Annotated in this window: 18 protein-coding genes and 1 pseudogene; 3 read left to right on the top strand and 16 right to left on the bottom strand. The window is 64.8% G+C overall.

What is annotated here, in order from left to right:
* Positions 1-288: 288 nt before the first annotated feature.
* Positions 289-2,574 carry a galactose-binding domain-containing protein gene (locus tag H582_RS0120670; protein ID WP_028600064.1) on the bottom strand — a complete coding sequence of 762 codons (2,286 nt, stop codon included), beginning with the start codon at positions 2,572-2,574 and terminating at the stop codon, positions 289-291.
* 198 nt (positions 2,575-2,772) lie between these two features.
* Between H582_RS0120670 and H582_RS0120665 the strand changes: the two genes are divergently transcribed.
* Together H582_RS0120665 and H582_RS0120660 are read left to right on the top strand one after the other, a co-directional pair.
* Positions 2,773-4,542: a sensor histidine kinase gene (locus H582_RS0120665; protein ID WP_028600063.1), complete on the top strand. Its 1,770-nt coding sequence runs from the start codon at positions 2,773-2,775 to the stop codon at positions 4,540-4,542.
* Positions 4,517-6,136 carry a response regulator transcription factor gene (locus H582_RS0120660; RefSeq protein WP_028600062.1) on the top strand — a complete coding sequence of 540 codons (1,620 nt, stop codon included), beginning with the start codon at positions 4,517-4,519 and terminating at the stop codon, positions 6,134-6,136. Before H582_RS0120665 ends, H582_RS0120660 begins: the two co-directional genes overlap by 26 nt.
* Here the strand turns inward: H582_RS0120660 and H582_RS0120655 are convergent, their stop codons facing one another.
* The 10 genes and pseudogenes from H582_RS0120655 to H582_RS28720 all read right to left on the bottom strand — a co-directional run.
* Positions 6,137-7,204 carry a glycoside hydrolase family protein gene (locus H582_RS0120655; protein WP_084137479.1) on the bottom strand — a complete coding sequence of 356 codons (1,068 nt, stop codon included), beginning with the start codon at positions 7,202-7,204 and terminating at the stop codon, positions 6,137-6,139. It lies immediately after the preceding gene.
* 15 nt (positions 7,205-7,219) lie between these two features.
* Positions 7,220-8,101, bottom strand: a complete 882-nt coding sequence (locus tag H582_RS0120650; RefSeq protein ID WP_028600060.1) for a carbohydrate ABC transporter permease — start codon at positions 8,099-8,101, stop codon at positions 7,220-7,222.
* 16 nt (positions 8,102-8,117) lie between these two features.
* Positions 8,118-9,017 carry an ABC transporter permease gene (locus tag H582_RS0120645; RefSeq protein ID WP_028600059.1) on the bottom strand — a complete coding sequence of 300 codons (900 nt, stop codon included), beginning with the start codon at positions 9,015-9,017 and terminating at the stop codon, positions 8,118-8,120.
* Positions 9,018-9,138: 121 nt separating this feature from the next.
* Positions 9,139-10,836: an extracellular solute-binding protein gene (locus tag H582_RS0120640; RefSeq protein WP_028600058.1), complete on the bottom strand. Its 1,698-nt coding sequence runs from the start codon at positions 10,834-10,836 to the stop codon at positions 9,139-9,141.
* Between the two features lie 118 nt (positions 10,837-10,954).
* Positions 10,955-11,623 (bottom strand): S-layer homology domain-containing protein, encoded by a 669-nt coding sequence (locus H582_RS0120635; protein WP_028600057.1) that lies wholly within the window; start codon positions 11,621-11,623, stop codon positions 10,955-10,957.
* On the bottom strand, positions 11,557-12,669 hold the full coding sequence (locus tag H582_RS32135; RefSeq protein WP_164820134.1) for a family 16 glycosylhydrolase: 1,113 nt from the start codon (positions 12,667-12,669) through the stop codon (positions 11,557-11,559). Before H582_RS32135 ends, H582_RS0120635 begins: the two co-directional genes overlap by 67 nt.
* A gap of 17 nt (positions 12,670-12,686) precedes the next feature.
* A complete protein-coding gene (locus H582_RS32130) occupies positions 12,687-14,078 on the bottom strand; it encodes a glycoside hydrolase family 16 protein (protein WP_164820135.1) in 1,392 nt (463 codons plus the stop codon).
* A 307-nt stretch (positions 14,079-14,385) separates the two neighbouring features.
* Positions 14,386-15,033, bottom strand: a complete 648-nt coding sequence (locus tag H582_RS0120615; RefSeq protein WP_028600053.1) for an amino acid ABC transporter permease — start codon at positions 15,031-15,033, stop codon at positions 14,386-14,388.
* A gap of 120 nt (positions 15,034-15,153) precedes the next feature.
* On the bottom strand, positions 15,154-15,954 hold the full coding sequence (locus H582_RS0120610; RefSeq protein WP_028600052.1) for a transporter substrate-binding domain-containing protein: 801 nt from the start codon (positions 15,952-15,954) through the stop codon (positions 15,154-15,156).
* 385 nt (positions 15,955-16,339) lie between these two features.
* A pseudogene (locus H582_RS28720) lies at positions 16,340-16,852 on the bottom strand (acyl-CoA thioesterase); the annotation flags it as partial.
* Positions 16,853-17,036: 184 nt separating this feature from the next.
* On the opposite strand from H582_RS28720, the gene H582_RS0120600 reads away from it, so the two are divergent.
* Positions 17,037-17,933, top strand: coding sequence for a LysR family transcriptional regulator (locus H582_RS0120600; RefSeq protein ID WP_028600051.1), 897 nt, complete (start codon positions 17,037-17,039; stop codon positions 17,931-17,933).
* Between the two features lie 46 nt (positions 17,934-17,979).
* Here the strand turns inward: H582_RS0120600 and H582_RS0120595 are convergent, their stop codons facing one another.
* The 5 genes from H582_RS0120595 to H582_RS0120575 all read right to left on the bottom strand — a co-directional run bounded on the left by H582_RS0120595 (position 17,980) and on the right by H582_RS0120575 (position 23,149).
* Positions 17,980-18,522 carry a GNAT family N-acetyltransferase gene (locus H582_RS0120595; RefSeq protein WP_028600050.1) on the bottom strand — a complete coding sequence of 181 codons (543 nt, stop codon included), beginning with the start codon at positions 18,520-18,522 and terminating at the stop codon, positions 17,980-17,982.
* Between the two features lie 112 nt (positions 18,523-18,634).
* Positions 18,635-19,189: a hypothetical protein gene (locus tag H582_RS0120590; protein WP_028600049.1), complete on the bottom strand. Its 555-nt coding sequence runs from the start codon at positions 19,187-19,189 to the stop codon at positions 18,635-18,637.
* A gap of 110 nt (positions 19,190-19,299) precedes the next feature.
* Positions 19,300-20,703 (bottom strand): amidohydrolase family protein, encoded by a 1,404-nt coding sequence (locus H582_RS28715; RefSeq protein ID WP_084137478.1) that lies wholly within the window; start codon positions 20,701-20,703, stop codon positions 19,300-19,302.
* Positions 20,704-20,719: 16 nt separating this feature from the next.
* Positions 20,720-21,793, bottom strand: a complete 1,074-nt coding sequence (locus H582_RS0120580) for an ABC transporter substrate-binding protein (protein ID WP_028600048.1) — start codon at positions 21,791-21,793, stop codon at positions 20,720-20,722.
* A gap of 18 nt (positions 21,794-21,811) precedes the next feature.
* Positions 21,812-23,149, bottom strand: a complete 1,338-nt coding sequence (locus tag H582_RS0120575; RefSeq protein ID WP_028600047.1) for an amidohydrolase family protein — start codon at positions 23,147-23,149, stop codon at positions 21,812-21,814.
* Positions 23,150-23,178 lie beyond the last annotated feature (29 nt).

Below are 23,178 nucleotides of genomic sequence, written 5' to 3'. Positions count from 1 at the left end.
ATCGGGTTGCAGACATTCCCAAGCCCGGTTCCCGAGCTGTAACCCGAAATAATCGGGTTGCAGACGTTCCCAAGCCCGGTTCCCGAACTGTAACCCGAAATAATCGGGTTGCAGACGTTCCCAAGCCCGGTCTAATGGCCGATTCCAACGGCTCCTCGATCTAGAATCAAATGGAACCGAGCACGAGCAGCCGCTCCAGTCCCCCTCGCCCTGGCAGCCTCGGGTTCGTCATGCAAAAAAAGCGCCGCGGGAAAAGCCCGGGCGCTCCTGGACAAGCCTGTTCGGCCGCTACTGGAAGACGCGGACGTAGTCGACGAACATGTCGATCTGGTTGCCGTAGCGGTCCAGCTCGACCGGCCAGCCGCCGCCGAGGGCGAGGTTCAGCATGAAGTACATCGGCGTCTTGGCCTGCTCGAACGTAGCATGCCGCCACACCTCGACGTTGTCGATGTAGTAGATCGTGTCGGTCGGCGTAATCTTCGTCCCATAGACATGCCAGACGGACGCGTTGTCGCCGAAGGCGAACGAATTGCTCGTGCACACTGTCTCGTGGATTTCCGGCGATCCGCTCCACCAATGCTGCGAGCGGCAGGAGCCGGCCGGGTTGTGGCCGTAGGCCTCGATCGTGTCGATCTCCGCCGTCGACGGCACGTTCTGCGAGATGCTGTTTTGCGACATGAGCCAGAACGCAGGCCATGCGCCTTTGCCCGCCGGCATCAGGATGCGGGCCTCGAAGTAGCCGTACTGCGCGGCGATGCCGGTGCCGTCCGTGCGGACGGACGACAGCAAGCCGCCGAAGTGCGTCCGGTTCCAGCCCATCGGATCGACATAGCCGGCCGGCGTTTTGGTCGAGCGGATGCGCAGGTACTGGCTGCCCAGGATCGAGAACGGATTATGCGGACCGTTCGGATCGGCGAAGATCGCCTCCCCGAACTCCGAGCCGCCGGGGCTGTCCGGCTTGGCGGCGGCGTATGTCGCGCCGGCTCCGGTGCGGGAGGCCGAGAGCGGGCCGGTGAAGTCGTCCGCGAACAGCACGCTCATGCCGGACGCCTGAGGCGGCGCGGAAGGCAGCCCCTGCTTCCAGACGACTCCCCCTTCATTGTACAGCTGCACATAACAGTTGTCGGAACGGGTGAAGTTCGGATTGCCCTCGGGGCTGTCCCAGGCGCTCAGGATGACCGTGACGGGACCGTGCGGGAACGAGTTCGCGGGAAAGACGATCTCGCCGTAGCCGCTGGCATCGGGCGTCGTGCGGGCGAACCAGCTGTCGTACCCGTTGGCCCCCGGGTTGGCCGTGTCCGGCTGATGCCAGGAGCGCGCCCATACGTTCTGCATGCCCGGCGCATAGAACTTGATCGTCACCGTACCGTTGATGGAGGCTCCGTACGAAGGCGAGACGACGCTGACCTGGTAATTCGGGTAAGCTCCAGGAGTCGGCGTGGCGGTCGGCGTCGGCGTTGGCGTGGCGGTCGGCGTCGGCGTCGGCGTGACGGTCGGAGTTGGCGTCGGTGTCGGCGTCGAGCCGCCTCCCGTGCCGGCGTAGACAATTTCCGTCGCGCCGGACTTGGCGCCGGAGGCGTGGGTGAATACGACGCGGAATTTAGAGGAGACGACCGCGCTGAAGCTGACCGTGTTCAGCTGGCCGCCTGCCGGCTGGGCCGGAGACTTGGTCTGGCCGGGCACGCTCGCCCAGGCCGTGCCGCTCCAATATTGCACGTCATAGCTGGCCGGCGCCTGCACCCCGGCGCCGTCCGAGTACAGGTACAGCTTCGCCTGGCTGACGGTCGCCGCGCCGCCGAAGGCGGTCTCCACCCAGTCCGAAGCGTTGGGCGATCCGTAGGCGGTCCAGCGGTTGCGCGGGTTGTCGGCGTAGGAGATGATGCCGTCCTTCACCTGCGAGACCGCATCCATGCCGTAAGTGTAGGAAGCCGAGGCCGTGCCGCCGGCGATCGGCGCCGGCGTCGCCGTCGGACTGGCGGTCGGCGTCGCGGTCGGCGTTGGCGTGACGGTCGGCGTCGCGGTCGGCGTTGGCGTGACGGTCGGCGTCGCGGTCGGCGTCGACGATAAGCCGTAGGCGATCTCGCTCGCGGCGCTCTTCGCCCCGGAGGCGTGGGTGAATACGACGCGGAACTTGGACGCCGATACCGCCGTGAACGTCGCCGTGTTCAGCTGGTTCGCCGCCGGCTGGGCGGGAGACTTGGCTTGGCCGGGCGCGCTTGCCCAGGCCGAGCCGGTCCAGTACTGGACGTCGTAGCTCGCCGGAGCCTTGATGCCCGATCCGTCTCCGTACAGATGCAGGTCCACCTTGGATCGGCTCTGCGCGCTGCCGAAGTCGGTCTGCACCCAGTCCGAGGCGTTCGGCGACTCGTAGGCCGACCAGCGGTTGCGAGGCGAATCCGTGTAGGAGACGATGCCGTCCTTGACTTGCGCGACGCTGTCCATCGAGAACGTATACGACGCCGACACGGCCGCTCCGCTGTCTGTCGCCGACGCGGGAGCCGGCGGCGCGCCGGCTCCCGCCAGCAGCGCGACGAGCAGTCCATAACTCCACACCTTTCGCTTCTTGCTTTTCATCAAGCTGAATCATCCTCTCTCTGAACCGAAGTTGGCCTGGCTCACCCATTCTAGACCGGAAGCGTTTCCATTCCATCTGCAGCTGTCAACCTTCCGCTCTGCCCTCCTTGACTTGTTCGTTCCGATGCGTAGGAGCGGCGGGCTATCCGGGCTATAATGAAAAAAAAAGACGCCCCCAAGCGGGAGGAGCCTGACGGCATGAGAACGTTCCTGAGCCGATTGACCATCTACCCGAAGCTGGTGCTGAGCTTCCTGCTGCTGCTCGTCCCGCTCGTCGCCATCAGCCTGCTCATGAACGCGCAGAGCGAAAGGCTCGTGCGCGACGAGATCATCCGCTCGACGCAGGCCAAGGCCGCTTCCTACATGCGCGTGCTGGAGTACGATTTCGGTCCGCTCATCACGCTCCAGCAGCAGTATGCCTTCGACGACGAGATTCGGGCGCTCGCCTACTCCTCGATCATCATGTCGGACCAGCAGTACACAGAGTCGATCCAGAACGTGCAGAAAAAGCTGACGACGCTCAAGTTCATGAGCTCGTACGTCTCCGACGCGTTTGTGCTGTTTCCCGGACTCGACCGCAAAGTATCGGCGGACAGCTACGGATCGGTCGATCCGGAGCAGGCGGCGGCGCTCAACCAGGTCATCAATCCCTATGAGGCGCCCTTCCTCGTCGATCGCGGCCGCCTCTGGCTGAGCAGCCCGTATCCAAGCTCGCCCCCGGTCGGCAAGGGCTTCACGATCGGCATGGAGCTGTCCGGAGCGTCGATCCGGCGCCTGCTGTCGGGCTTCGAGCTGACCGGAGAAGGAGCCGCCATGCTGACGAACGCGCAGATGAGCTGGCAAGAGAGCTACGGCCCGCTGCCGGACGACGCCACGGGATTCCGCGAGGAGCTTGCCTCCCGCATGGAGGCCGGCAGCAAAAGCGGCCTGTTCCTGCTGCGCGGCGGCGATGGGCGCAAGTATGCCTTCTACGAGACCTCCTCCCGGCTCGGGCTGACGCTCGTGCTGTTCCTCGACGAGCGGAGCTTCCTCGGACCGATCCAGCGCTTCGGCAACTGGACGCTGCTGCTGGCCGCCGCCTCGACGCTGCTCGCCCTGCTGTTCGCGTACGGCTTGTACCGGATCATCCACAGCCCGCTGCGGGAGCTGGTCCGCGCCTTCAAGAGCCTGGAGAAGGGCGATCTCTCGTTCAAGCTCCGCTACCGGTCCCGCGACGAGTTCAACTACTTGTACCTGCAGTACAACCGGACCGTCTCCCGCCTGCAGGAGCTGATCGACGAGGCGTACGTGCAGCAGTATCAGGTCAAGGCAGCCGAGCTGAAGCAGCTGCAGTCGCAGATCAATCCGCATTTCCTGTACAACTGCCTGTTCAATCTGTACCGCCTCGCCAAGCTGAAAGAGCATGACAAGGTAGCCGCCTTCACCAAGCATCTGGGCGACTACTTCCGCTATGTGACCAAAAACGCCGACAAGGTGCCGCTGCGGCAGGAAATGATGTTCGTGAACGCCTACGCCGCCATCCAGACGATCCGCTTCGAGGAGCATATCCGCGTCGAGCTGGACCCGATCCCGCCGGGATGGGAGGAGCTCGCCGTGCCGAAGCTGCTGCTGCAGCCGCTCGTGGAGAACGCCTATCACCACGGCCTGGAGGACCGCTCCGGGCAAGGACTTGTCCGGTTGTCGTTCCGCGAGGAGGACGGCCGGCTGCTCGTCCATGTGGACGACAACGGCGAAGCGCTCGACGAGGAGCGGCTGGACGCGATCCGCAAGCTGCTGGGCGATCCGGGCTTCCCGTCGGACAGCGAAGGACTGCGCAACGTCCAGCTGCGGCTGCGGCTGCACTTCGGCGAAGGCGCGCGCCTGACAGCCGACCGCAGCCCGCTCGGCGGCCTGTCGCTGACTCTCGTCCTGCCTGCCGAACAACAAAGGAGGAGCATCCAAGATGAAGCTGCTGATCGTGGACAATGAGCCGAATATCGTCCGGGGAATCCGGCATCTGATGGAGACCGAGGCGCCTTGGCCGCTGGAGGCGCTCACGGCGACATCCGCCGCCGAGGCGCTGGAGCAGCTGGAGCGGCATCCGATCGACGTCGCGCTGCTCGACATCCGCATGCCCGGCATGAGCGGCCTCGAGCTGCAGGCGGTCATGCGCGAGAGATGGCCGGCCTGCAAGGTCGTCTTTCTCTCGGGGTATGACGACTTCTCCTACATCCAGAAGGCTATGCGCGGCGGCAGCGTCGATTACGTGCTGAAAATGGACGGCGACGAGGCGATCCTGGAGGCGGTCGGCAAGGCGATCGGAGAGCTCGCCGAGTCCGAACGGATGAGCCGGCTGCTGGAGCAGGCCCGAGCGGCGATGGAGCAGTCGCTGTCGGCGCTGCGGCGCGACTACGCGCGGCAGCTGCTGGCCGGCACGGCCCCCGTCCGGCAGGAGCGCTTCGACGAGCTGCGGCTCGGGCTCGACGCGTCGCGCCCCGTCCTGCCGCTGCTCGCCCGCATCGACGAATGGGGCGCGGTCCGCTCCGACGCCGACAAGGCGCTGCTATGCTATGCGCTCGACAATATCATGCAGGAGCTGCTGGCCGGCAGCCGCATCGTCTGCTTCCTGGAGGAGGACGGCCTGGTCGGCCTGGCGCAGCCGGAGCCGGACGCCGCGCCAGACGGCTGGGCGAAGCGTCTGCACGATCAGCTCGAGCAGGTGCAGGAAGCGAGCCGCACGTACCTCAAGCTGCCGGTCTCGCTCGTCGCCGCCGAAAAGGCCGTGCCCTGGCAAGGCTTGCCGGCGAAGCAGGCCGAGCTGCGGCGCATCCTTTTTTACGGCTACGGCCAGCGCAAGGAAATGCTGCTCACCGACCGCGTGCTGCTCAACCATGCCCCGGCAGGAGCCGGGCAGCCGAGCGAAGCGCTCGTCGAGGCGCAGAACCGGCTCAAGCAGGTGCTGGACGCCGATCCGGCGCTGGACATGAAGCTGCTGGACGACTTCGACCGGCTCGCCGCCCTCTCGCGCCAGCTCGGCGGGCGGCATCCGTTCCTTTACGAGATGTACAACGGCATCACCTACATGCTGCTGTCGACCGCCAACCGCTCCGCGCGCGGCGACGAGTCCGAGCCGGCGTCATGGACGGCGCGCCTGTCCTCGCTGGACGCCCATCCGACCTGGGAGCATGCCCTCGATGCGCTGCGCTCCGCGCTCGAGAGCCTGCTGGAGAGCCGTCGGCGCGAAAGCGAGGCCGGCACCCATCAGGTCATCGGCCGGCTGACCGGATTCATCGAAAGCCATCTCGACGAGGACCTGTCGCTGAACCGGCTGGCCGATCTCGTCTACCTCAACCCGACCTACCTGTCCCGGCTGTTCAAGCAGCAGGCCGGCGTCGGGCTGTCCGAGCATATCGCGAGCCTGCGGCTCGCCCGCTCCTGCGATCTGCTGAAATATTCGCGCATGAAAATACAGGATGTCGCAGCGAAAGTCGGGTTCGACTCGGCGACATCCTTCGGACGGTTTTTCAAACGGGAAATGAATGCGACTCCCCAGGAATACCGGGATCGGGAAGGCGGCGGCTGATCAGAGCGGCCGGCTCGTCGCGACGGCGATGCTCCGCAGCTCGCCGCCCGCTCCGCTCCACGCTGGATCTCCGGGACGGGCGGGGCGGCAGGCGCAGTAAAAGTGGTACAGCGTCCCCTCCCAGCGGACGACGAACGACTTGTGCGCATGCGTCTGGTCGATCTCGCCCGGCGCTCCATGCGGCAGCGAAGGCTCGGGCAGGATGCGCCACGACTCCAGGTCGCGGGAGAGCGCGAGCAGCCCTTGCGCATGCTCACCGTCGAAGCCGAACCCGAAATTGACCCACCAGCCGCTCGGCTTGTCGAAGCGGATGCACGGATCGCTGACATACCGGCTGTAGAACGTTCCTTCGCTGACGGCAAGCAGAGGATTGGCCGGATGCCGCTGCCAGACGCGCAGGTCGTCCGACCAGGCGAGTCCGGTCTGCTCGATCCACGGCCAGTCGGGCTTCTCCTTGGCGTTGTAGAACATCCAGTAGCGCCCCTCATGCTCCAGCAGGCAGCATTTGTACAGTCCGCCGCGCTCCCACTCCCCGCCATCGCCGAACGTCATCACCGGCTCGGGAAGCCGATGCCACTCCAGCAGCTCCTCGTCCTCGCACCAGGCCAGCCCCATCGCCGCTCCCCCCTCCTCATAGCCGAAGTCCGGGTAGGCGTGATAGATCATCCAGTAGCGTCCGTCGACCTTCTTGAGCCGGGGCGTCTCGTCCAGATCGCTGCTCTCCAGCAGCATCCACGAGCCCGCCGCTCCGACATGGTCCCAGCGGGAGTCGTCCGTCCCCCGTCCGAGAATGACGCCGAGCCGCGTCCAGGCCAGCAGATCGTCGCTCGCGGCGAGCGCCGTCTGGTAGCCGCGCCCGTCGAAGCCGATATGCATCATGTAGAATCGATCCCGATGGCGGAAGACGAACGGGCAGTCGACCGCCTCGGAATCATAGCGCCCGGGCTCGCCCGACGGCAGCAGGACCGGCTCGGGACGGCGATGCGGAGCGTGCAGGCGGGCCAGGTCCGGCAATGGATGGACGTCCGACTTAGGATGAACGTCTGACTTTGGGTGAACGTCTGACATAAGGCAGTCTCCTCTCTATTCCTTGACGCTGCCGACGACGATGCCTTTGATGAAAAAGCGCTGCAGGAACGGATAGACGCAGATGATCGGCAGCGCCGCCAGGAAAATCTGCGCGCCCTTGAGCGTGCGGTCGGATACGGCGGCAAGCGTCGCGGCGTCCGACATCGTGACGAGCGTCAGGTCGCGGTTGATGACGACTGTCTGCAGATAGCTCTGCAGCGGATACTCGCTCGGGGAGTTCATCAGGATGAGGCCGTCGAACCAGGAATTCCAGTGGCCGACCATCGAGAACAGGATGAGCGTGGCGATCGCCGGCATCGACAGCGGCACATAGATGCTCCACAGGATGCGCCAGTGGCCCGCGCCGTCGACAAAGGCCGCCTCCTCCAGCTCCCGCGGCAGGCCGCGGTAGAAATTGAGCAGCAGCACGGCGTTGAACACGTTGACCGCGCCGGGCAGCACGAGCGCCCAGATCGAGCCGAGCAGGCCGAGCTTCTGGATGATCAGGTACCACGGGATGAGTCCGCCGCCGACGAGGATCGTGACGACAAAAAACCAGACGTAGACGGTGCGGCCCTTGAAGGCGGCCGGCTCCTTGGACAGCGGATAGGCGAGCGTGATCGTCAGCAGCATGTTGATGGCGGTGCCGAGCAGCAGCCGCTCGACGCTGATGAGGAGCGCCCGCAGAAACTCGGGCTTGTTCAGCACGAATTCGTACGACTGCAGCGTGAAGTCGACCGGCCAGAGCGTGACGAGTCCGGCGCCGGCGGCGGAGCTGGAGCTGAGCGAGACGGCGAGCACGTTGACGAGCGGGAACAGGCAGAGCAGCGCGAGCAGCAGCAGGAAGCCGGCGTTGAAGGCGTTGAAGACGCGCCCTGCGCGGGTGAGATGATTCATGGCGACTCGCTCCTTTCTAGAAAATCCGATAGTTCGCCAGCCGGTACGCGAGGTAGTAGGACACCGAGATGAGGATGACCGACACGATCGACTTCATCAGTCCGACGGCGGTCGCGAGGCTGTACTGGGCCTGCTCGAGGCCGATCCGGTACACGAGCGTGTCGATGATGTCGCCGGTCTCGTAGACGACCGGGCTGTACAGGTTGAAGATCTGGTCGAAGCCGGCGTTCAGCACGTTGCCCAGGCTGAGCGTCGCCAGCAGCACGATGACGGGGATCATGCCGGGCAGCGTGATGTGCAGCGTCTGCTTCCAGCGGTTCGCGCCGTCGATGACGGCTGCCTCGTAGAGCGCGGGATTGATGCCGGCGAGCGCCGCGAGATAAACGATCGTGCTGAAGCCGAATTCCTTCCACACGTCCGATACGACCACGACCGCCGGGAACCAGCGCGCATCGCCGAGGAAAAAGACCGGCTCGATGCCGAACGCGCCGAGCAGCTGGTTGATGATGCCCTGCGACGGAGAGAGGATGTCGATCAGGATGCCGCCCAGAATGATCCAGGACAGAAAATGCGGCAGGTAGATCATCGTCTGGATCCAGCGCTTGAACAGCTGCAGCCGCAGCTCGTTGAGCAGCAGCGAGACGACGATCGGCACGGCCAGGCCGGCGACGATCTTCATGCAGGCGATGACGAGCGTATTGCGCACGACCGTGCCGATCTCCGGCAGCTGGAGCATGTAGCGAAAGTTGTCCAGCCCGTTGAACGGGGAGTCCAAGATGCCTTTGATGATCGAGAATTTCTGGAAGGCGATGACGAGCCCTCCGATCGGACCGTAGCTGAAGATCAGCACGAGCACGAGCGACGGTAAGACCATGAGATGAAGAGGCAGCTGGCGTCTCGCCTTGGCGCTGAACATGGGAATGCCCTCCTTTTGAAAAAAAGCGGCGGCCAAGAGACCGCCATCCGCAGCCAAACCGCAGGAAAGGGATCGGAAGCAGCTCCGATCCCCCGATTCGTCCGTCCGAGTCCGGAGGAACTCAGCCGTTTTTAGTGGCGTACCAGTCGTTCACTTCCTTGGTGATCTGCTCGCCGCCGAGCTTGCTCCAGTCGGTGACGAACTTGTCGAACGTATCGAGCGAGGCGCCGAGAATGATCTTGGTGAACGTCTCGAGCACGAGCTTGTCGAGGATGGCCTGCTTCTCGCTCATCGTCGGCGTCTGAGCGCCGAAGAACTCGCTTTTCATCAGGTTGCCGGCATCGACGTAGTTTTTGCCGATGACATCCCATGAGCCGCCGACGCCGAAGACTTTGTTCGTGCCCCAGTTCGCCTTGTCGCCGTCCTGGAACTTCTTGATCTTGTCATAGTAGTCCTTGCCCTCCGGATTGAGCGCCGCAGGATCGCCGGACTCGAGCGCGGCGACGACCTGCTTGTGGATGGCGAGCAGCCCCTCCGGCGTGCCGAAGCCGTTGGACATGAGCGCGTATTTGAAGAACTCCACGCCGTCCTTGCTGTGGAATGTCGCCGGCTCGGCGTTTTCGCTGACGATCTTTTCGTTGTACAGGTTGAACAGCTTGATGATCGCCTCGGGATGCTCCGCGCCTTTGCGGACGACCCAGAAGGAGTTGAAGTCGGCCTTGGACTGGGCTTTGGCCGGCTCACTGTCCGCGGACAGCACCGGGTAGGCGCCCCACTCGGCGTTCGGGTCCTTGGTCACGCTGTCCTGCAGCGGCCAGAGCGGATTCCACATCGCGCCGTAGCTCATGCCGACCTTGCCCGCCGCTTGCAGCTCGGCCGACTTGCCGCCGTCCTTGACGGCGAACTCCTTGTCGATCATGCCGGCCTTGTACAGCTCCTGCAGCTTGCCGAGCGCGGTTTTCATCTCCGGCTGGACGCTGCCGTAGACGAGCTTGCCGGAGTCGTCCTTGATCCAGATGTTGGCGTAGGCGTGATAGCCGTTCATGAGGCCGGTGAAGTCCGGGTAGCCGCCCAACAGATCCTTGGAGCCGGCCAGCGCGTACGTGTCCTTCTTGCCGTTGCCGTCCGGATCCTGGTTCGTGAAGGCGTCGGCGATCGCCATGAAGTCGTCCATCGTTTTCGGCTCCGGCAGGTTCAGCTTCTTCAGCCAGTCCGTGCGCACCCACAGCAGCGGAGCTCCGCCGAGATAATCCTCGGCCGGCGGAATCGCGAGCAGCTTGCCGTCATAGGAGGCGGCCGCCTTGGCGTTCGTGCCGCGCTCGACCATCTCCTTGGTGAGCGGCGAGCCGTAGGTCTCCAGCAGCGGCGTCAGGTCCTCCAGCATGTCGGCCTCGGCCAGCTGCTGGAATTGCTTGGAGTCGACCATGAACAGATCCGGCAGCTCGCCGGAGGTGATCGACAGGTTCATCTTCTGGCTGTACTGGTCGCCGCTGACGACCCATTGGTTTTTGACCTGGATGCCCAGCTCGCTCTCGTAGGCGCGGTACCAGACGTTGTCGTCGATCGAGTCGCCTCCGTTGAACTTGAAGCTCGAGTCGGTGTAGCGGACCGTCGTCAGCTCGATCGGCGGATCGTACTTGGCGTTCGGATCGACCGGAGCGGCCGACGGCTGGGCGGACGGCGACGCTGTCCCTTCCGGCGAGCCTGCGGCTCCATTCGCCGCGTTGCCGCCGCTTCCTCCGTTGCTGCTGCAGGCGCTCGTAATGGCGAGCAGCAGGACGAGCGATAGCGCTGCGCTTCGTTGACGGATCTTTTTCATCTGCGTTGCCTCCCCTTATGTCATGCTTGTCGCTGCCTTGCGTTTCTTCCATGAGTCCATCATAAGGGATGCGGCATCCCGGTAAAATCGTCGTCTGTTTACTTTCCCTCTACCGCTATCAACTATGTCCCAGCTGTTCAAGAGCTCCGTACAGCAAGCGGACTGCTTCGGCTCGTGTCGCCTTTTCTTCCGGACGCAGCTTCCCGCCGCTGCCCTGGACGATGCCCATGCCAAGAAGCGACTGCATCGCTTCCTGCGCATAGCCCGACATCCGGCCGCTATCGGCAAAAGCGTTCAACGCGTCAGCAGAGCCAGGCTGCAAGCGGATGCCATGCGCCTGCATGGCGCGATAAAGCAGCGTCATCATTTCCTCCCTCGTCACCGAGGCGGCCGGGCGGAACGACACTCCATCGCCTGCCGCTATGCCGAGCTTGCGCGCGGCGGAAAGGGCAGCCGCATAATAAGCGGCGGCATCCACATCCTTGAAGCCGGCGTCGGAGGAAACCGGCTGCCACTCGAACAGGCGGGAGAGCATAAGGATAAAATCGGCCCGCTTCATCTCCGAGGCAGGCCCGAAGCGGCTGGCGCCGGTGCCGGCGATGATGCCGCGCGCGGCGAGCGCATCCAGCGGCTTCTGCGCCCAGCCCAGATGCCCCGTATCCGTGAAGGCGGCCGGCGCGAAATCAGGAACGAACGAGCCTGACGATCCGACCGTGAAGCTCAGGACGCCCCGCTCCGCATCGAATCGGCTGTTCGGGATCGGCTGCAGGCGGCCGCCCTCCAGCACGCGCTTCGCGACGAGCGCCTGTGGACGAAGCTTCTCGCCGGGAAGGAAGCTTCAAGCGTCAGCCCGGTCGCTCCTGAGGCGACGGCGAACGGATTGCCTCCGGATTCAAGCCGCAGCTGCAGCGTAGGACCGATGCTCAGCGTCAGCCTGAGGCCGCCGCTCGCTCCGAGGCTGCCCGGGACTGCGATCATGCCGCCGGGCAGCAGGATGCTTGTCGTGAAGCCGGCGCGGGAGCCGTCGACGAGCGCCGCAGGCAGCTCCAGCGAATAGGAATCGGACGTCGCGGCTTGCTGCGCATCGAGGACGAGGCTGCGAAGGCCGTCCGACTGCTTCAACAGCTGCGCCCAGGTTTCAGGCGCAAGTCCAGCCGTCCATGCTCCGTCCTTGACCGAACCGGACAACGGCAGACGCAGCGTGCCGTTCTCCACGGACGGCGTCGGCGTCGGCGTCGGACTTGCGCTGGCGCTCGGCGTCGGCGTCGGGCTTGCGCTGGCGCTCGGCGTCGGCGTCGGGCTTGCGCCGGCGCTCGGCGTCGGCGTCGCCTCGCCCTTTTTCGGCTCGAATACCCGCACATAGTCGACATACATGTCGAGCTGGTCGCCGTACTGCGCCAGGTCGATCGGCCAGCCTCCGCCGAGAGCCAGGTTCAACATGAAATAAAGCGGCGTATTCGCCTGCTCGAACGTGTCATGCCTCCACACTTCTATGTTGTCGATATAATAGATGACTTCCGACTTCGTCACCTTCGCGCCGTACAGATGCCAGGTCGAGGCGCTGTCGCCGAAGGAAAAGCTGTTCGGCAGGCAGCTCGTGCCGTGAGTCTCGGGCTGGCCGGCCCACCAATGCTTCGCTTGGCATACCCCCTGCGGATTATGGCCGTAGCCTTCGACGATGTCGATCTCCGCCGTAGACGGGCGGCCGCTTGCCCCGGTACTGTCCTGGGACATGAGCCAGAACGCGGGCCATGCGCCTTTGCCGGCCGGCATCTGGATGCGGGCCTCGAAGTAGCCGTTCGTCGCCGCAAAGCCCGAGCCGTCAACTCTCACGGAGGACAACAAGCCGCTCACGTGCTCGCGGTGCCAGCCTTGCGGATCGGCGTAGTCCGCCGGAGCCTTGCTTGCGCGGATGCGCAGGAAGTTTTCGCCGAGCACAGCGAACGGATTGACGCTGCCCGCCGGATCAGCAAAGATCTTGGATCGCTGCTGCCGTCGCTGATTCCGTAGTGGTCCGACACAGCGGCGTTGATGATGAAATAATTGCCGTACTCCCAGCTGAACGGCAGCGTCTTGTGCTTCGCGACTTGAATGTTGTCGCAGTAGTAGTACGTCCATTCCTTCGTGATGTAGGTGGCCAGCGTATGGAATCCCATCGCCAGGTTGATGTTGCCGAATTCCGGCGCATCCAGCTCCACCTTTGCTCCGCCGCCGAGCTTCGAAGCATCGTAGCCGGCTGCCGGCCCTTTGTCGTAGCCCCAAGGATGCCAGGCGATCTGATAGCCGGCCGGCGTGCCCATGTAGCCTTCGATAATATCGATCTCATCGCTCGGCTCGTTGGGCAAGTTCGCGTTCTGCACATAACCGTTGGCGGTTAACGTCCAGAAAGCCGGCCACATGCCGGGATTGGCGCCGAAAAACATCTTCGCTTCAAAATACTGGTTGCGTCCGCCTTCCGTGTAGAAGCCTCCGCCCGCCTGGTTCATCGAGCTCAGGTAGCCGGTGCTGATCTTCTGTCCCCAATAGTCGTTGCGGACATAGCCGGTCGGGTGATAGGTCGTCGTCAGCTTCATCAGCTCGTTGTCCTGGATGGCGAACGGATTGTAAGGCCCGTCGAAATCCTCGAATGCGCCCCAGCCGAACATGCCGCCGCGCGCCTCGTCGATTTTAGCCGAAGCGTACTTCGCTCCGATGCCGGTTTTGTTGATGGCCGGCATCGTTTTGAAATCGTCGCTGAACACGACGTCCATGCCTGCCGTCACCGGATTGGCGGGCGCTTCGTCGAGTCCGAGCTTCCACCGCACGCCGGCTTTGTTGTACAGCTGCAGGTAGGCGTTGTCGAGCTCCGCCCCATTTTGAAATACCTGGATTCGAATCGTAATGGGACCGTACGGATATTGGCTGGCGGGGAACGAGATCATGCCATTGCCGTCACTCAAGGCGACCTCGCCCACCAATTCCTTCGTCCCGTTGCTGTCGCTTGCCAGATCGGCAGGCTGCTTTTGGGAATAAATCTTGGCCGTGGTGCCAAGCTGGTTGTAAAACTCGATGTCGATCGTATCGTCCGTGATCTCAGACCGATACGCCGGCGACAGGATGCTGGTGAAGCGGTCTCCGGCTCCGCTTTCCGCCGCTTTTGCGATCCCTTGCAGGCCTGTCCCGCTCATGAAGCTGGAAAGGAGCATGGCGAAGGCCATGACGAGCATCATCGAACGATGAGCGCTCTTCTTTCTACCCGACATTTTCATTCCTCCCTGATTCGAGTTGAGATGGATCGGATGGACATGACGCCTTCCTTCAGCATTCATGCCGCATTCGCGTCTTTTTTCTTCGTCCTGCCCCCCCTTTCGCTGCTTGTCGACGGCAATAGCCACGCTTTGCGGCCCATGCCGGATATTCCCATCGTACCGTTCCTTTGAAAGCCTTTACATAGGGTAAACCTCCGCTTTTCTAAGGCAAAACGATTGGATTGGAGGCGCGGTTTGACGAACGCAGGCGAAAAAAAAGACGCCTCGTCGAAGGCGTCTTTACTTCCATGCGTCCTGGCGGCTACACCCGCTTCTCCACCGCCTGCAGCGCTTTGCTCAGCAGATAGGTGAGGATGAAGTAGATGATGGCCGCGGTCATGTACGGCTCCCATACTTTGAGATACTGGCCTTTCATCGCGTTGCTCCAGTACATGAGCTCGGGCACGGCGATATAGGCGACGAGCGAGGAGTCCTTGACGAGCACGATGAACTCGTTGCCGAACGCCGGGATCATCCGCTTGACCGCCTGCGGCAGGACGACGTAGCGCATCGACTGCCAGCGCGTCAGCCCGAGCGACAGCGCCGCCTCCTCCTGGCCGGGATCGATCGACTGGATGCCCGCCCGGTAGATCTCGCCGGTGTAGGCGGCCGAGTTGAGCGACAGCGCGACGATCGCGGCGGCGAAGGCATGCGTCGTGCCCAGCACCATCGGCACGAGCATGAAGTGGGTGATCATGATCTGCAGGATGAGCGGCGTCCCGCGGAAAAAGTTGATGTAGGCGCTGGCCGGCCAGCGCAGCCACCAGCGGCGCGACATTTTGGCGAAGCCGATGCCGAGCCCGAGCAGCGCGCCAAGCGCGATGGACAGCAGCGAAATGCCGATCGTAATGCCCGTGCCCCTCAGCAGCAGGGGCAGATAGTCCCACACGATGTCGAAATCGAACTTCACAAGCCGCTCTCCCCTCTTGGATGATGAGGCGCGGGGCGGGAAGCCCAGCCGCGAAAAGAGGCATGCGCCGCAGCCTTGCGCCCGCGCATGCCTCCGATCGGTCCCTCCCGCCCGCTCGTCCTACTTGACGTTCACGAGATCGCTCGTGTCCGGCTCGACGCCGATCCACTTCTTGTACATCTCCTTGTACTCGGCGCTCGCGCGCACCTTCTCGACGGCGGCGTCGATCTTCGCCTTCAGCTCGCTCCCCTTGGGGAACATGATGCCGTAGTACTCCGGAGCGAAGTTAGTCTTGTCAAAGATGGCGTCGAACTTCTTGTCCGGATTGTTCTCGACATAAGCCTGCACGACGGCAAAGTCGGCCACGACCGCGTCGACGCCGCCCTTGTCCAGCTCGAGCAGCGCCTCGGCGTTGCTGGCGAAGCGCTTGAGGTCCGTGTTGCCGTCCCCCATGATGCCCTTCATGAGCTCCTCGGCCGTCGTCGCGCCCTGGACCGCGACCTTTTTGTCCTTCAGCTCCAGCGCGTCCTTGACTCCGGCGCCTTCCTTGGTCAGGATCATGTTCACAGACTCGAAGTACGGGATCGAGAAGTCGTACGTCTTTTTGCGATCGTCGCTGATCGAGATCGCCGAGATCGCCGCGTCGTAGGCGCTCTTCTCGCCCTTCTCCAGATCGGCGAACAGCGGGTCCCAGCCGGTGTTCGTCAGCTCGTAGCTCAGCCCCGCTTCCTTCATGACCGCATCGAGGAAGTCGACGTCGAAGCCGACGATCTTGTCCTTGTCCATGCTCTCCATCGGCGCGTAGCTCGCATCGGTGGCGATTTTCAGCGTCTCTCCGCCGCTTGCCGCCTCGTTGCCGCCGCAGGCCGCCAGCGTCACCCCAAGCAGCGCGATCATGCCGACTGTCGTCCATTTCTTCATGAGCGATCCCCCTATGACTATCAATGTAAGAATATATAACATGATCGTACCATAGATTTTTCGGAGTTCAATCCCTGCACGCGGGTTTTGCTCAAAAAAAGCCCGCCGGACAGCCCCGGCGGGCAAATGGACCACATTCGCGGCAGCTTGTCTACCACTCGCTGCCCCAGGCATTGGCGTACGCTTCCGTCAGGCGCGGAGCAGGCGCGTCGGCCGCCGCGAGGCGGCCGGCAGGCCGCGGACCCGCGGGCGCGCCGCTGCCGGCCGCCGGCTCCTCCCGCGGCTCGAGCCTTGCGCCCGCCGGCTCCAGCCCGGCGCGCGCCGCCGAGCGCCCGCCGACCCGCTGAGGACGGCTCGCGCGCTTCTCGTCCAGCGTCTGCTTCGCCTTGCGCAGGCTGAAGTCCGGGCCGAGCACCTCGGCGAACAGCTTGCTTTCCTTGCGCCGCACCTGGCGCGCTTGCTTGCGCTCCGCGGCCGTCTCATGCAGCCGCTGCTCCTCCAGCGTCTCCGGGATGACCGGCGCAACCTCGGCCGGACGGCCGTCCTCGCCGAGCGCGACGAACGTCAGGAACGACGTCGCGCATACTTTGCGCTCGCCGGACAGCAGATCCTCCGTGACGACGCGGACGAAAATCTCCATCGACGTCTTGTGCGCCCAGGTCACGAAGGCGGACAGGCATACCGCGTCGCCTTTTTTGACCGGGTGCAGGAAATCGACCGAGTCGGTCGAGGCGGTGACGACCGGACGGCGCGCATGGCGCGTCGCGGCGATCGTGGCGACGTCGTCGATGTAGGCCATCAGCTTGCCGCCGAAAATCGTTCCGTGATGGTTCGTGTCGGGCGGCAGCACGATCGACGCTTTGATCGTATAGGAATCGCTGGCCGGCTTGGCCGGCATCGCTTGGTGGTGGGGAATCATAGCCATAACCCTTCTTTCGTTCGGATCGGTTCCAGCCTGGACCGGAAGTGCCCTTAATTGTACACGCGATTAAACTATAGATAAAATACATATAAGGAATGGATTTCATTCCATATGTCTATAGTAAAGCCGAGCGTCACGAACGAAAGGCGGAACGATTTCATTGGATATCCGGCAATTGACCTACTTCGCCGCCGTCGCCCGGCACGGCAGCTTTACAAAGGCGGCCCGCGAGCTGCATGTGACGCAGCCGACGCTGTCCAAGATGGTCCGCCTGCTCGAGGAGGAGCTGGGCGCGACGCTGTTCGACCGCTCGTCCAAGCAGATCGCGCTGACCGATGCGGGCGAGACGATCCTGCGCTCGTCGCAGGGAATCCTGCGCTCGATCGAGGCGATGGCCGCCGAGCTCGACGATCTCGCGCAGGCGCGCAAGGGCACGCTGCGGCTCGGCATCCCGCCGATGATCGGCGTGCATGTATTTCCCGCGCTGATCGAGCGGTTCCACAGCCGCTATCCGCAGATCCGGCTGCAGCTCGTCGAGCGCGGAGGCAAGCGGATCGAGCAGGAGGTCGACAGCGGCGATCTCGACGTCGGGCTCGTCATCCTGCCGATGGCCCAGCAGGAGAAGTTCCATCTGCTCCCGTGCCTCGACGAGCCCCTGCATCTGATCGCGCCTCGCGGCCACTGGGCGGAAGGCCGCGCAAGCGTCGAGCTCGGAGAGCTGGAGCGCGAGCCGTTCCTGCTGTTCCGCGACGAGTTCACGCTCCATCATCTCATCCTCGACCGCTGCAGGCAGGCCGGGTTCGAGCCGGACATCGTGTTCGAGAGCTCGCAGTGGGACTTCATGGTGCAGCTCGTCGGAGCGCGGTTCGGCATCACGCTGCTGCCCGGCGGCATGCGCCGCTCGCTCGATCCGGAGCGCTTCCTCGTCATCCCGGTCGTTCGCCCGACGATGGTGTGGAGCCTGAACATGATCTGGAAAAAGGACAAGTACCTGAGCTATGCCGCGCGGGAGTGGATCGCGTTCATGCAGCAGGAATGGCCGCCGCCGGCGACTTGAAGAAATAGAAAAAGCCGGCATGCGCCGGCCTTGTCCTGTCGGGAAGCTAGACGTCCCCGGACGGATTGAGGATCGCCATCACCTGATGATCCTCCCAGACGCCGTTGATCTTGACGTTCTGGCGAGCGATGCCTTCCTTGTGGAAGCCGGCCTTCTCCATCGTGCGGATGGAGCCCGGATTGCGCGGCGAGGCCTCGCCGGTGACGCGGTGGAAGCGCAGCACCTCGAAGGCATAGCGGACGACCTGGCGCAGCGCTTCGGACATGTAGCCCTTGCCGTTGTGCGCCTGGTCGAGGTTGAAGCCGGCCATGCAGCTCTGGAGCACCCCGCGCGCCACGAACGACAAGCCGATGCTGCCGATGACCGACTCGTCCGCCCGCAGGCAGATGACGAACGAATAGCGCGAGTCGTTCTCCCGGTCGGCTTTGGCGGCGCGGATCGACTCGAGCTGATGCTCCTCCGTATAGAATTCATCGCCCGGCGCGGGCGAGAACTGCTCGAAAAAGGAGCGGTTCCGCCTGTAAAGATCGGCCAGCTGCGCGGCATCGGATTCCTCTGGATAGCGGATGAATACGTTTGATTCCGACATGCTCATTCTCCTTCGGACGATAAGTTTAACCGCATGGAGGATAAGCCTGATGAAGGATGATCCTCAGGAAGGGTTAACCGCATTATAGCATCGATCGCAGGTCCAAGCCCGCTCAGCCGCGCCTTTTGCGCATCGCCATGCCGATGCCCGCCGCGATCCATAGGAAAGAAGCGGCGGCAAAGCCCCGTTCCGCGGCCTGCCGCGCAGGGTGGCGCGAGTCCGCTCCCGCCAGCGGCGCGGGCTCGCGCTCCAGCGGAATTTCCTTGCCCTTCAGGAACGCGAGCTCCGCGGCCGCGTCCTGCATGGACTTGGAAGGCGCGCAGAGCGGATTTTCCCAGCGCTCGCCCTTCGCCTTCAGGAAGAACAGATACTTCTCGCCGGCCTGGCTCGGACCGTTCAGCGCGCCCCAGAACTTATCCTCGTCCGCCGTGATGCGCTCGGAGACGACTCCCTTGTAGCTCGTTTCGACCGCAATCCGGAGCGAGTTCCGCTCCACGCCTTCGCGGACCTTCTTCACGCGGCCGACTGCGATTCCGTCATACGCGGCATAAGCATCGGCTCCGGAACGGATCTCCACGCAGGACAGCGCGTCCGCTTGCGGCGGCCGGACCAGCAGCAGCGCCATCATGATCGTCATCGCCATCCCGATTCCCGCCAGCTTGTTCATGCCTCTCGCCCTCCCTTTCCCCTCCTGACGGAGGAAGAGGGACGGATGTTGCCGGCAAGCAGCGGCAAAAAGCCCATGCGGCCTGCCGCATGGGCTTGCTACTCTCCTGCTTACCTCTCCGTCCCGGAGAGGATCGGCCGTTCCTTCGCCGCTCCCTGGCCGCCGTCGGCGGCCGCAGGAGGCCCGGCTGCCCGGCCGCCGGGCAGCAGCCTCGTGACGGCCGGGACCGTCTCGGCGACGAGCCTGCCTTCGCGGAACACCTGCCGCGGCGCCGGGCGCAGCCGGATCAGCTCGCTCTCGTCCAGCGCGTCGAAGAGCAGGAACGACGCCGGATCGCCGACGCGCAAGCCGGCCGCTCCGTCCGCCGGCTTGCCGAGCCCCATGGCCGCCCGCGCGCCCGAGGCGATCATGCCGATCAGCGCGCGCAGCTCCGAACGGCCGCTCATATGGGCCAGATGCGCCGCCATATGGGCCGCGTCGAGCGGATTGCCCGTGCCGAGCGGGTAGAACGGGCTGCGGATGTCGTCGTGGGCGAGCGCGACGTTCACCCCCGTTTCATGGAATTCCTTGATGCGGGTGAGCCCCCTTCCTTTCGGATAGCCGTCGCTGCGCCCCTGGGTCACGCTGTTGATGAGCGGACAGGCGACGATCGACAGGCCCGACTGCCGGACGAGCGGCAGCAGCTTTTGAAAATACGGCTCGTTGTAATAGGCCGCCGCGTTGGCATGCGCCGCCGCGACCCGCCCGCTCCCGCCCAGGCCGGTCGCCAAGGCGAGCGAGGCCGCGACCTCGAGGAAGCGGGACTGCCCGTCGTCCGTCTCGTCGCAGAACAGATGCACCTGCGCGCCGCTCCGCTCGGCCAGCGCGAACGCCGCGCGCAGCGAGGCGACGCCTTCCTCGCGCGTGCGCTCCAGATGCGGCACCGCCGATACGCCGTCGGCTCCGAGGCGGAGCGCCTCCCGCATCCGCTCCAGGTTGGACGGACACGACTCGATCCCGTCCTGGGGAAAGGCGATCGCCTGCAGGCGGATCCGGTCCCGCCACCGCTCCTTGAGCTCAAGCACAGCCCGCAGGGCGGTCAGCTGCGGATCGCCGATGTCGACCATCGTCCGCAGCTCCAGCACGCCGTAGCCGAGGTACAGCTCCAGCGTCCGCTCGGCCCGCTCCAGCACATCCTCGCGGGTGAGGGCGGCTCGGCGCGAGCTCCAGATGCCGATCCCCTCCGCCAGCGTGCCGCTCTCGTTCCAAGCCGGCATGCCGGCGGTGAGCGCGGTATCCAGATGGACATGAGCTTCCGCGAACGGCAGCAGCAGCAGCAGTCCGCCGGCTTCGAAGCGCCGCTTCGCCGGCGCCAGCCGAAGCGCGCTCCCCTCCGGCAGCGGCTGCCCGGCCGCTGCCGGCTCTGCGGCAAGCGCTCCGACCGCCGCGATGCGGCCGTCGACAATGCCGATATCGACGGCGCCGCCGCCGGGCAGGCGGGCATTCGTCAGGAGCAGGTCATAGGGTATGGTCATCGAACCGCCTCCATCGTCATGGGCTCGGCAGGAACTCGTTCGTGAACACGCCGTCGATCGGCTCGGCTTCCGTCAGCAGGCCGATCTCGACGAGCTGCCGCTGCAGCCCCTCCCAGATGTCCTTGCTCATGTAGCCGACTCCGTTCGTCTCGGCATCGCCGCCGTAGACGAGCGGCTCCAGCGCCTTCGTGCCGAAGGCCATCGCTTCGAGCTTCAGATCCGGATTGCTCTTCTGCATGACGAGATTGATCTCCTCGGCGTTGTCGCGGTAATAGTTCCAGCCCTTCACGGATGCCTCGACGTACGCCTTGACCCGGTCCGGATGCTTCTTGAGGTAGTCCTCCGTCGTGTAGAGGACGTTGCCGTACTGCTTGTAGCCGAGGTCGTAGTTGAGGAAAGAGTCGACCGCGACGCCTTGCTGCTCCATCGTATAGGGCTCGGAGGTGACGTACATCTGGGTGGCCGAATCCGGATCGTCGACGAAGTTCGCGAGCGAGCCGGTATACTTCATCTCCTCGACGCCGTCGAGCTTGTAGGCCCGCTTCAGGTATTCCCAGAACGCCACGCCGCTGCCCACATAGACCTTATGGCCGTTCAGCTCGGACACGTCCTTGTACTTGCCTTTGTGGTACATGATGCCCTGCGGGTTTTTCTGGAACGTGGCGGCGATCGCGACGAGCGGGATTCCGTTCTGGCGCGCCAGCAGAATCTCGTCCGCCTGCCCCATGCCGAACTCCGCCTTGCCGGAGGCGACGATCTGCGTCGAGGAGATGCCCGGGCCGCCGGACTGGATCGTCATGTCGAGGCCCGCTTCCTTGTAAAAGTCCTTGGCGAGCGCCGCGTACTGCCCGCCATGCTCCGGCTGGGCGAACCAGTTCGTCACCTGCGTCACCTTGGCGAGCTCGGCCGGCGGCGCGGACGCCTCCGGCGCAGCCGTCGCCGAGCCGGACGGCGACGGAGCCGCCCCGTTCGCGCTTCCGCCTTCATTGCCGCCGTTCGACCCGCATGCGGACAACGCCATGGCCGCCGCCAGCGCCGCCATCCCTGCCGCTTTCCTCATCGCCTTGCTTGCCGTCTTCCGATTGTCCATGTTCTTTTCCTCCCCGATCTATAGGTTCTTTCCGACAAACGCTTCCGCTCCGGCCGACAGCTCCTCGCGCCGCAGCACCGAGGCGCTGATCCAGCCGCCGCGGCGGCAAACCCAGCGCGATGACGGCAGCTCCTGCAGCAGCTCCTCGCCGGAGGCGGCGCCCAGCACGACGAACGATGCCGCGCAGCCCGGCGCGACGCCGTAATTCCGGACGCCCGCCAGCGCGGCCGGAGCCTCGGTCAGCATCCGCAGCACCGTCCGCACATGCTCCTCTCCGGCCAGATGCGCGGCATACGCGCCGATGAGGCCGATCTGCAGCAGGTCGCCTCTGCCGAACGGATGGAACGGATCCTGAATGTTGTCGGAGGCGGCGGCGACCGTGACGCCTGCCTCCAGCAGCTCCTTGACGCGGGTGAGGCCGCGCCGCACGTTGCCCCGGTCGCCCCGTCCCTGCAAATACAGATTGACTGCGGGCAGCGTCACGGCGCCGACGCCGGCCTCCCGCATGCCGGCGATCAGGCGCTCCGCGTCCTCCTGCGGCATCGCCGACAGCGAGCACAGATGGCCCGCCGTCGCCCGGCCGCCGTAGCCATGCCGCCGGACGGCGTCGCAGAACAGCCCGATCGTCCTCATTTGCGGGTCGTCGGTCTCGTCGAGATGCAGGTCGACGGGCCGGTCCGCTCCCGCCGCGAGCGCCAGCGCCCACTCGATGCCCGCGCCCGGATCGTCCGTCAGATGGGGGGCTCCGCCGATTCCGTCGACCCCCATGCGCAGCGTTTCCCCGGCGAACTCGCTCAGCTCCGCATGCCGCCGCTGCTCATACGCGAACATCGGAAACAGCTGGAGGTCGACGATGTCCCGCAGCGACTCCCTCGCCTCGAGCGCCGCCTCGACCGAGCGCATCGCCACGTCGCGGCCCAGATGCAGCGGCACGTCGAGATGGGTGCGCAGCAGCAGGCTGCCGTAGGACGCCGCCGTCCGCGCGCCGCGCATGATGCGCTCGCGCAGCTCCTCCTTGGAAAACCCGGCGACATGGGCGCGATAGTTGTCGATCGCCTCCCGCAGCGTGCCGGAGCGGTTGCGGACGGCCGGCAGCGAGTACGCCTTGTCCAGATGCAGATGGACGTCGACGAACGCCGGCAGCAGCGTCCGCCCCTGCAGATCGACCGTCGCCGCTCCCCGCAGCTCGCCGAGCCCCGCCTGGCCGATCGGCAGCGCCTCCGGCGCCGCCAGCCATCCTTCCTCCTGCCGCTCGACGCTCCTCCAGGCTCCGTCCTCGAGGACGAGCCGGTACAGGCGGCCTTCCTCCTTCAGCGGCAGCCGGGCGTTGACGAGCTCGATTCTGCCTGGCTCCATCGGCTTTCCCCCTCTCCTCGCAGCGGCCT

Origin of the sequence: Paenibacillus pasadenensis DSM 19293, from assembly GCF_000422485.1 — a bacterium.
Lineage (GTDB): Bacteria > Bacillota > Bacilli > Paenibacillales > Paenibacillaceae > Paenibacillus_O > Paenibacillus_O pasadenensis.
Note: the sequence above shows the minus strand (reverse complement) of the source record. Positions and strands in the feature narration are given on the sequence as shown.

What these genes read in the sequence shown, in the direction of transcription:
- H582_RS0120580 (WP_028600048.1), bottom strand. Translation starts at nt 21,793, where the DNA reads ATGGACAATCGGAAGACGGCAAGCAAGGCGATGAGGAAAGCGGCAGGG.
- H582_RS0120655 (WP_084137479.1), bottom strand. Translation starts at nt 7,204, where the DNA reads ATGTCAGACGTTCACCCAAAGTCAGACGTTCATCCTAAGTCGGACGTC.
- H582_RS32130 (WP_164820135.1), bottom strand. Translation starts at nt 14,078, where the DNA reads ATGTCGGGTAGAAAGAAGAGCGCTCATCGTTCGATGATGCTCGTCATG.
- H582_RS0120640 (WP_028600058.1), bottom strand. Translation starts at nt 10,836, where the DNA reads ATGAAAAAGATCCGTCAACGAAGCGCAGCGCTATCGCTCGTCCTGCTG.
- H582_RS0120670 (WP_028600064.1), bottom strand. Translation starts at nt 2,574, where the DNA reads ATGAAAAGCAAGAAGCGAAAGGTGTGGAGTTATGGACTGCTCGTCGCG.
- H582_RS0120595 (WP_028600050.1), bottom strand. Translation starts at nt 18,522, where the DNA reads ATGTCGGAATCAAACGTATTCATCCGCTATCCAGAGGAATCCGATGCC.
- H582_RS0120660 (WP_028600062.1), top strand. Translation starts at nt 4,517, where the DNA reads ATGAAGCTGCTGATCGTGGACAATGAGCCGAATATCGTCCGGGGAATC.
- H582_RS0120645 (WP_028600059.1), bottom strand. Translation starts at nt 9,017, where the DNA reads ATGTTCAGCGCCAAGGCGAGACGCCAGCTGCCTCTTCATCTCATGGTC.
- H582_RS0120650 (WP_028600060.1), bottom strand. Translation starts at nt 8,101, where the DNA reads ATGAATCATCTCACCCGCGCAGGGCGCGTCTTCAACGCCTTCAACGCC.
- H582_RS28715 (WP_084137478.1), bottom strand. Translation starts at nt 20,703, where the DNA reads ATGACCATACCCTATGACCTGCTCCTGACGAATGCCCGCCTGCCCGGC.
- H582_RS0120575 (WP_028600047.1), bottom strand. Translation starts at nt 23,149, where the DNA reads ATGGAGCCAGGCAGAATCGAGCTCGTCAACGCCCGGCTGCCGCTGAAG.
- H582_RS0120665 (WP_028600063.1), top strand. Translation starts at nt 2,773, where the DNA reads ATGAGAACGTTCCTGAGCCGATTGACCATCTACCCGAAGCTGGTGCTG.
- H582_RS0120610 (WP_028600052.1), bottom strand. Translation starts at nt 15,954, where the DNA reads ATGAAGAAATGGACGACAGTCGGCATGATCGCGCTGCTTGGGGTGACG.
- H582_RS0120590 (WP_028600049.1), bottom strand. Translation starts at nt 19,189, where the DNA reads ATGAACAAGCTGGCGGGAATCGGGATGGCGATGACGATCATGATGGCG.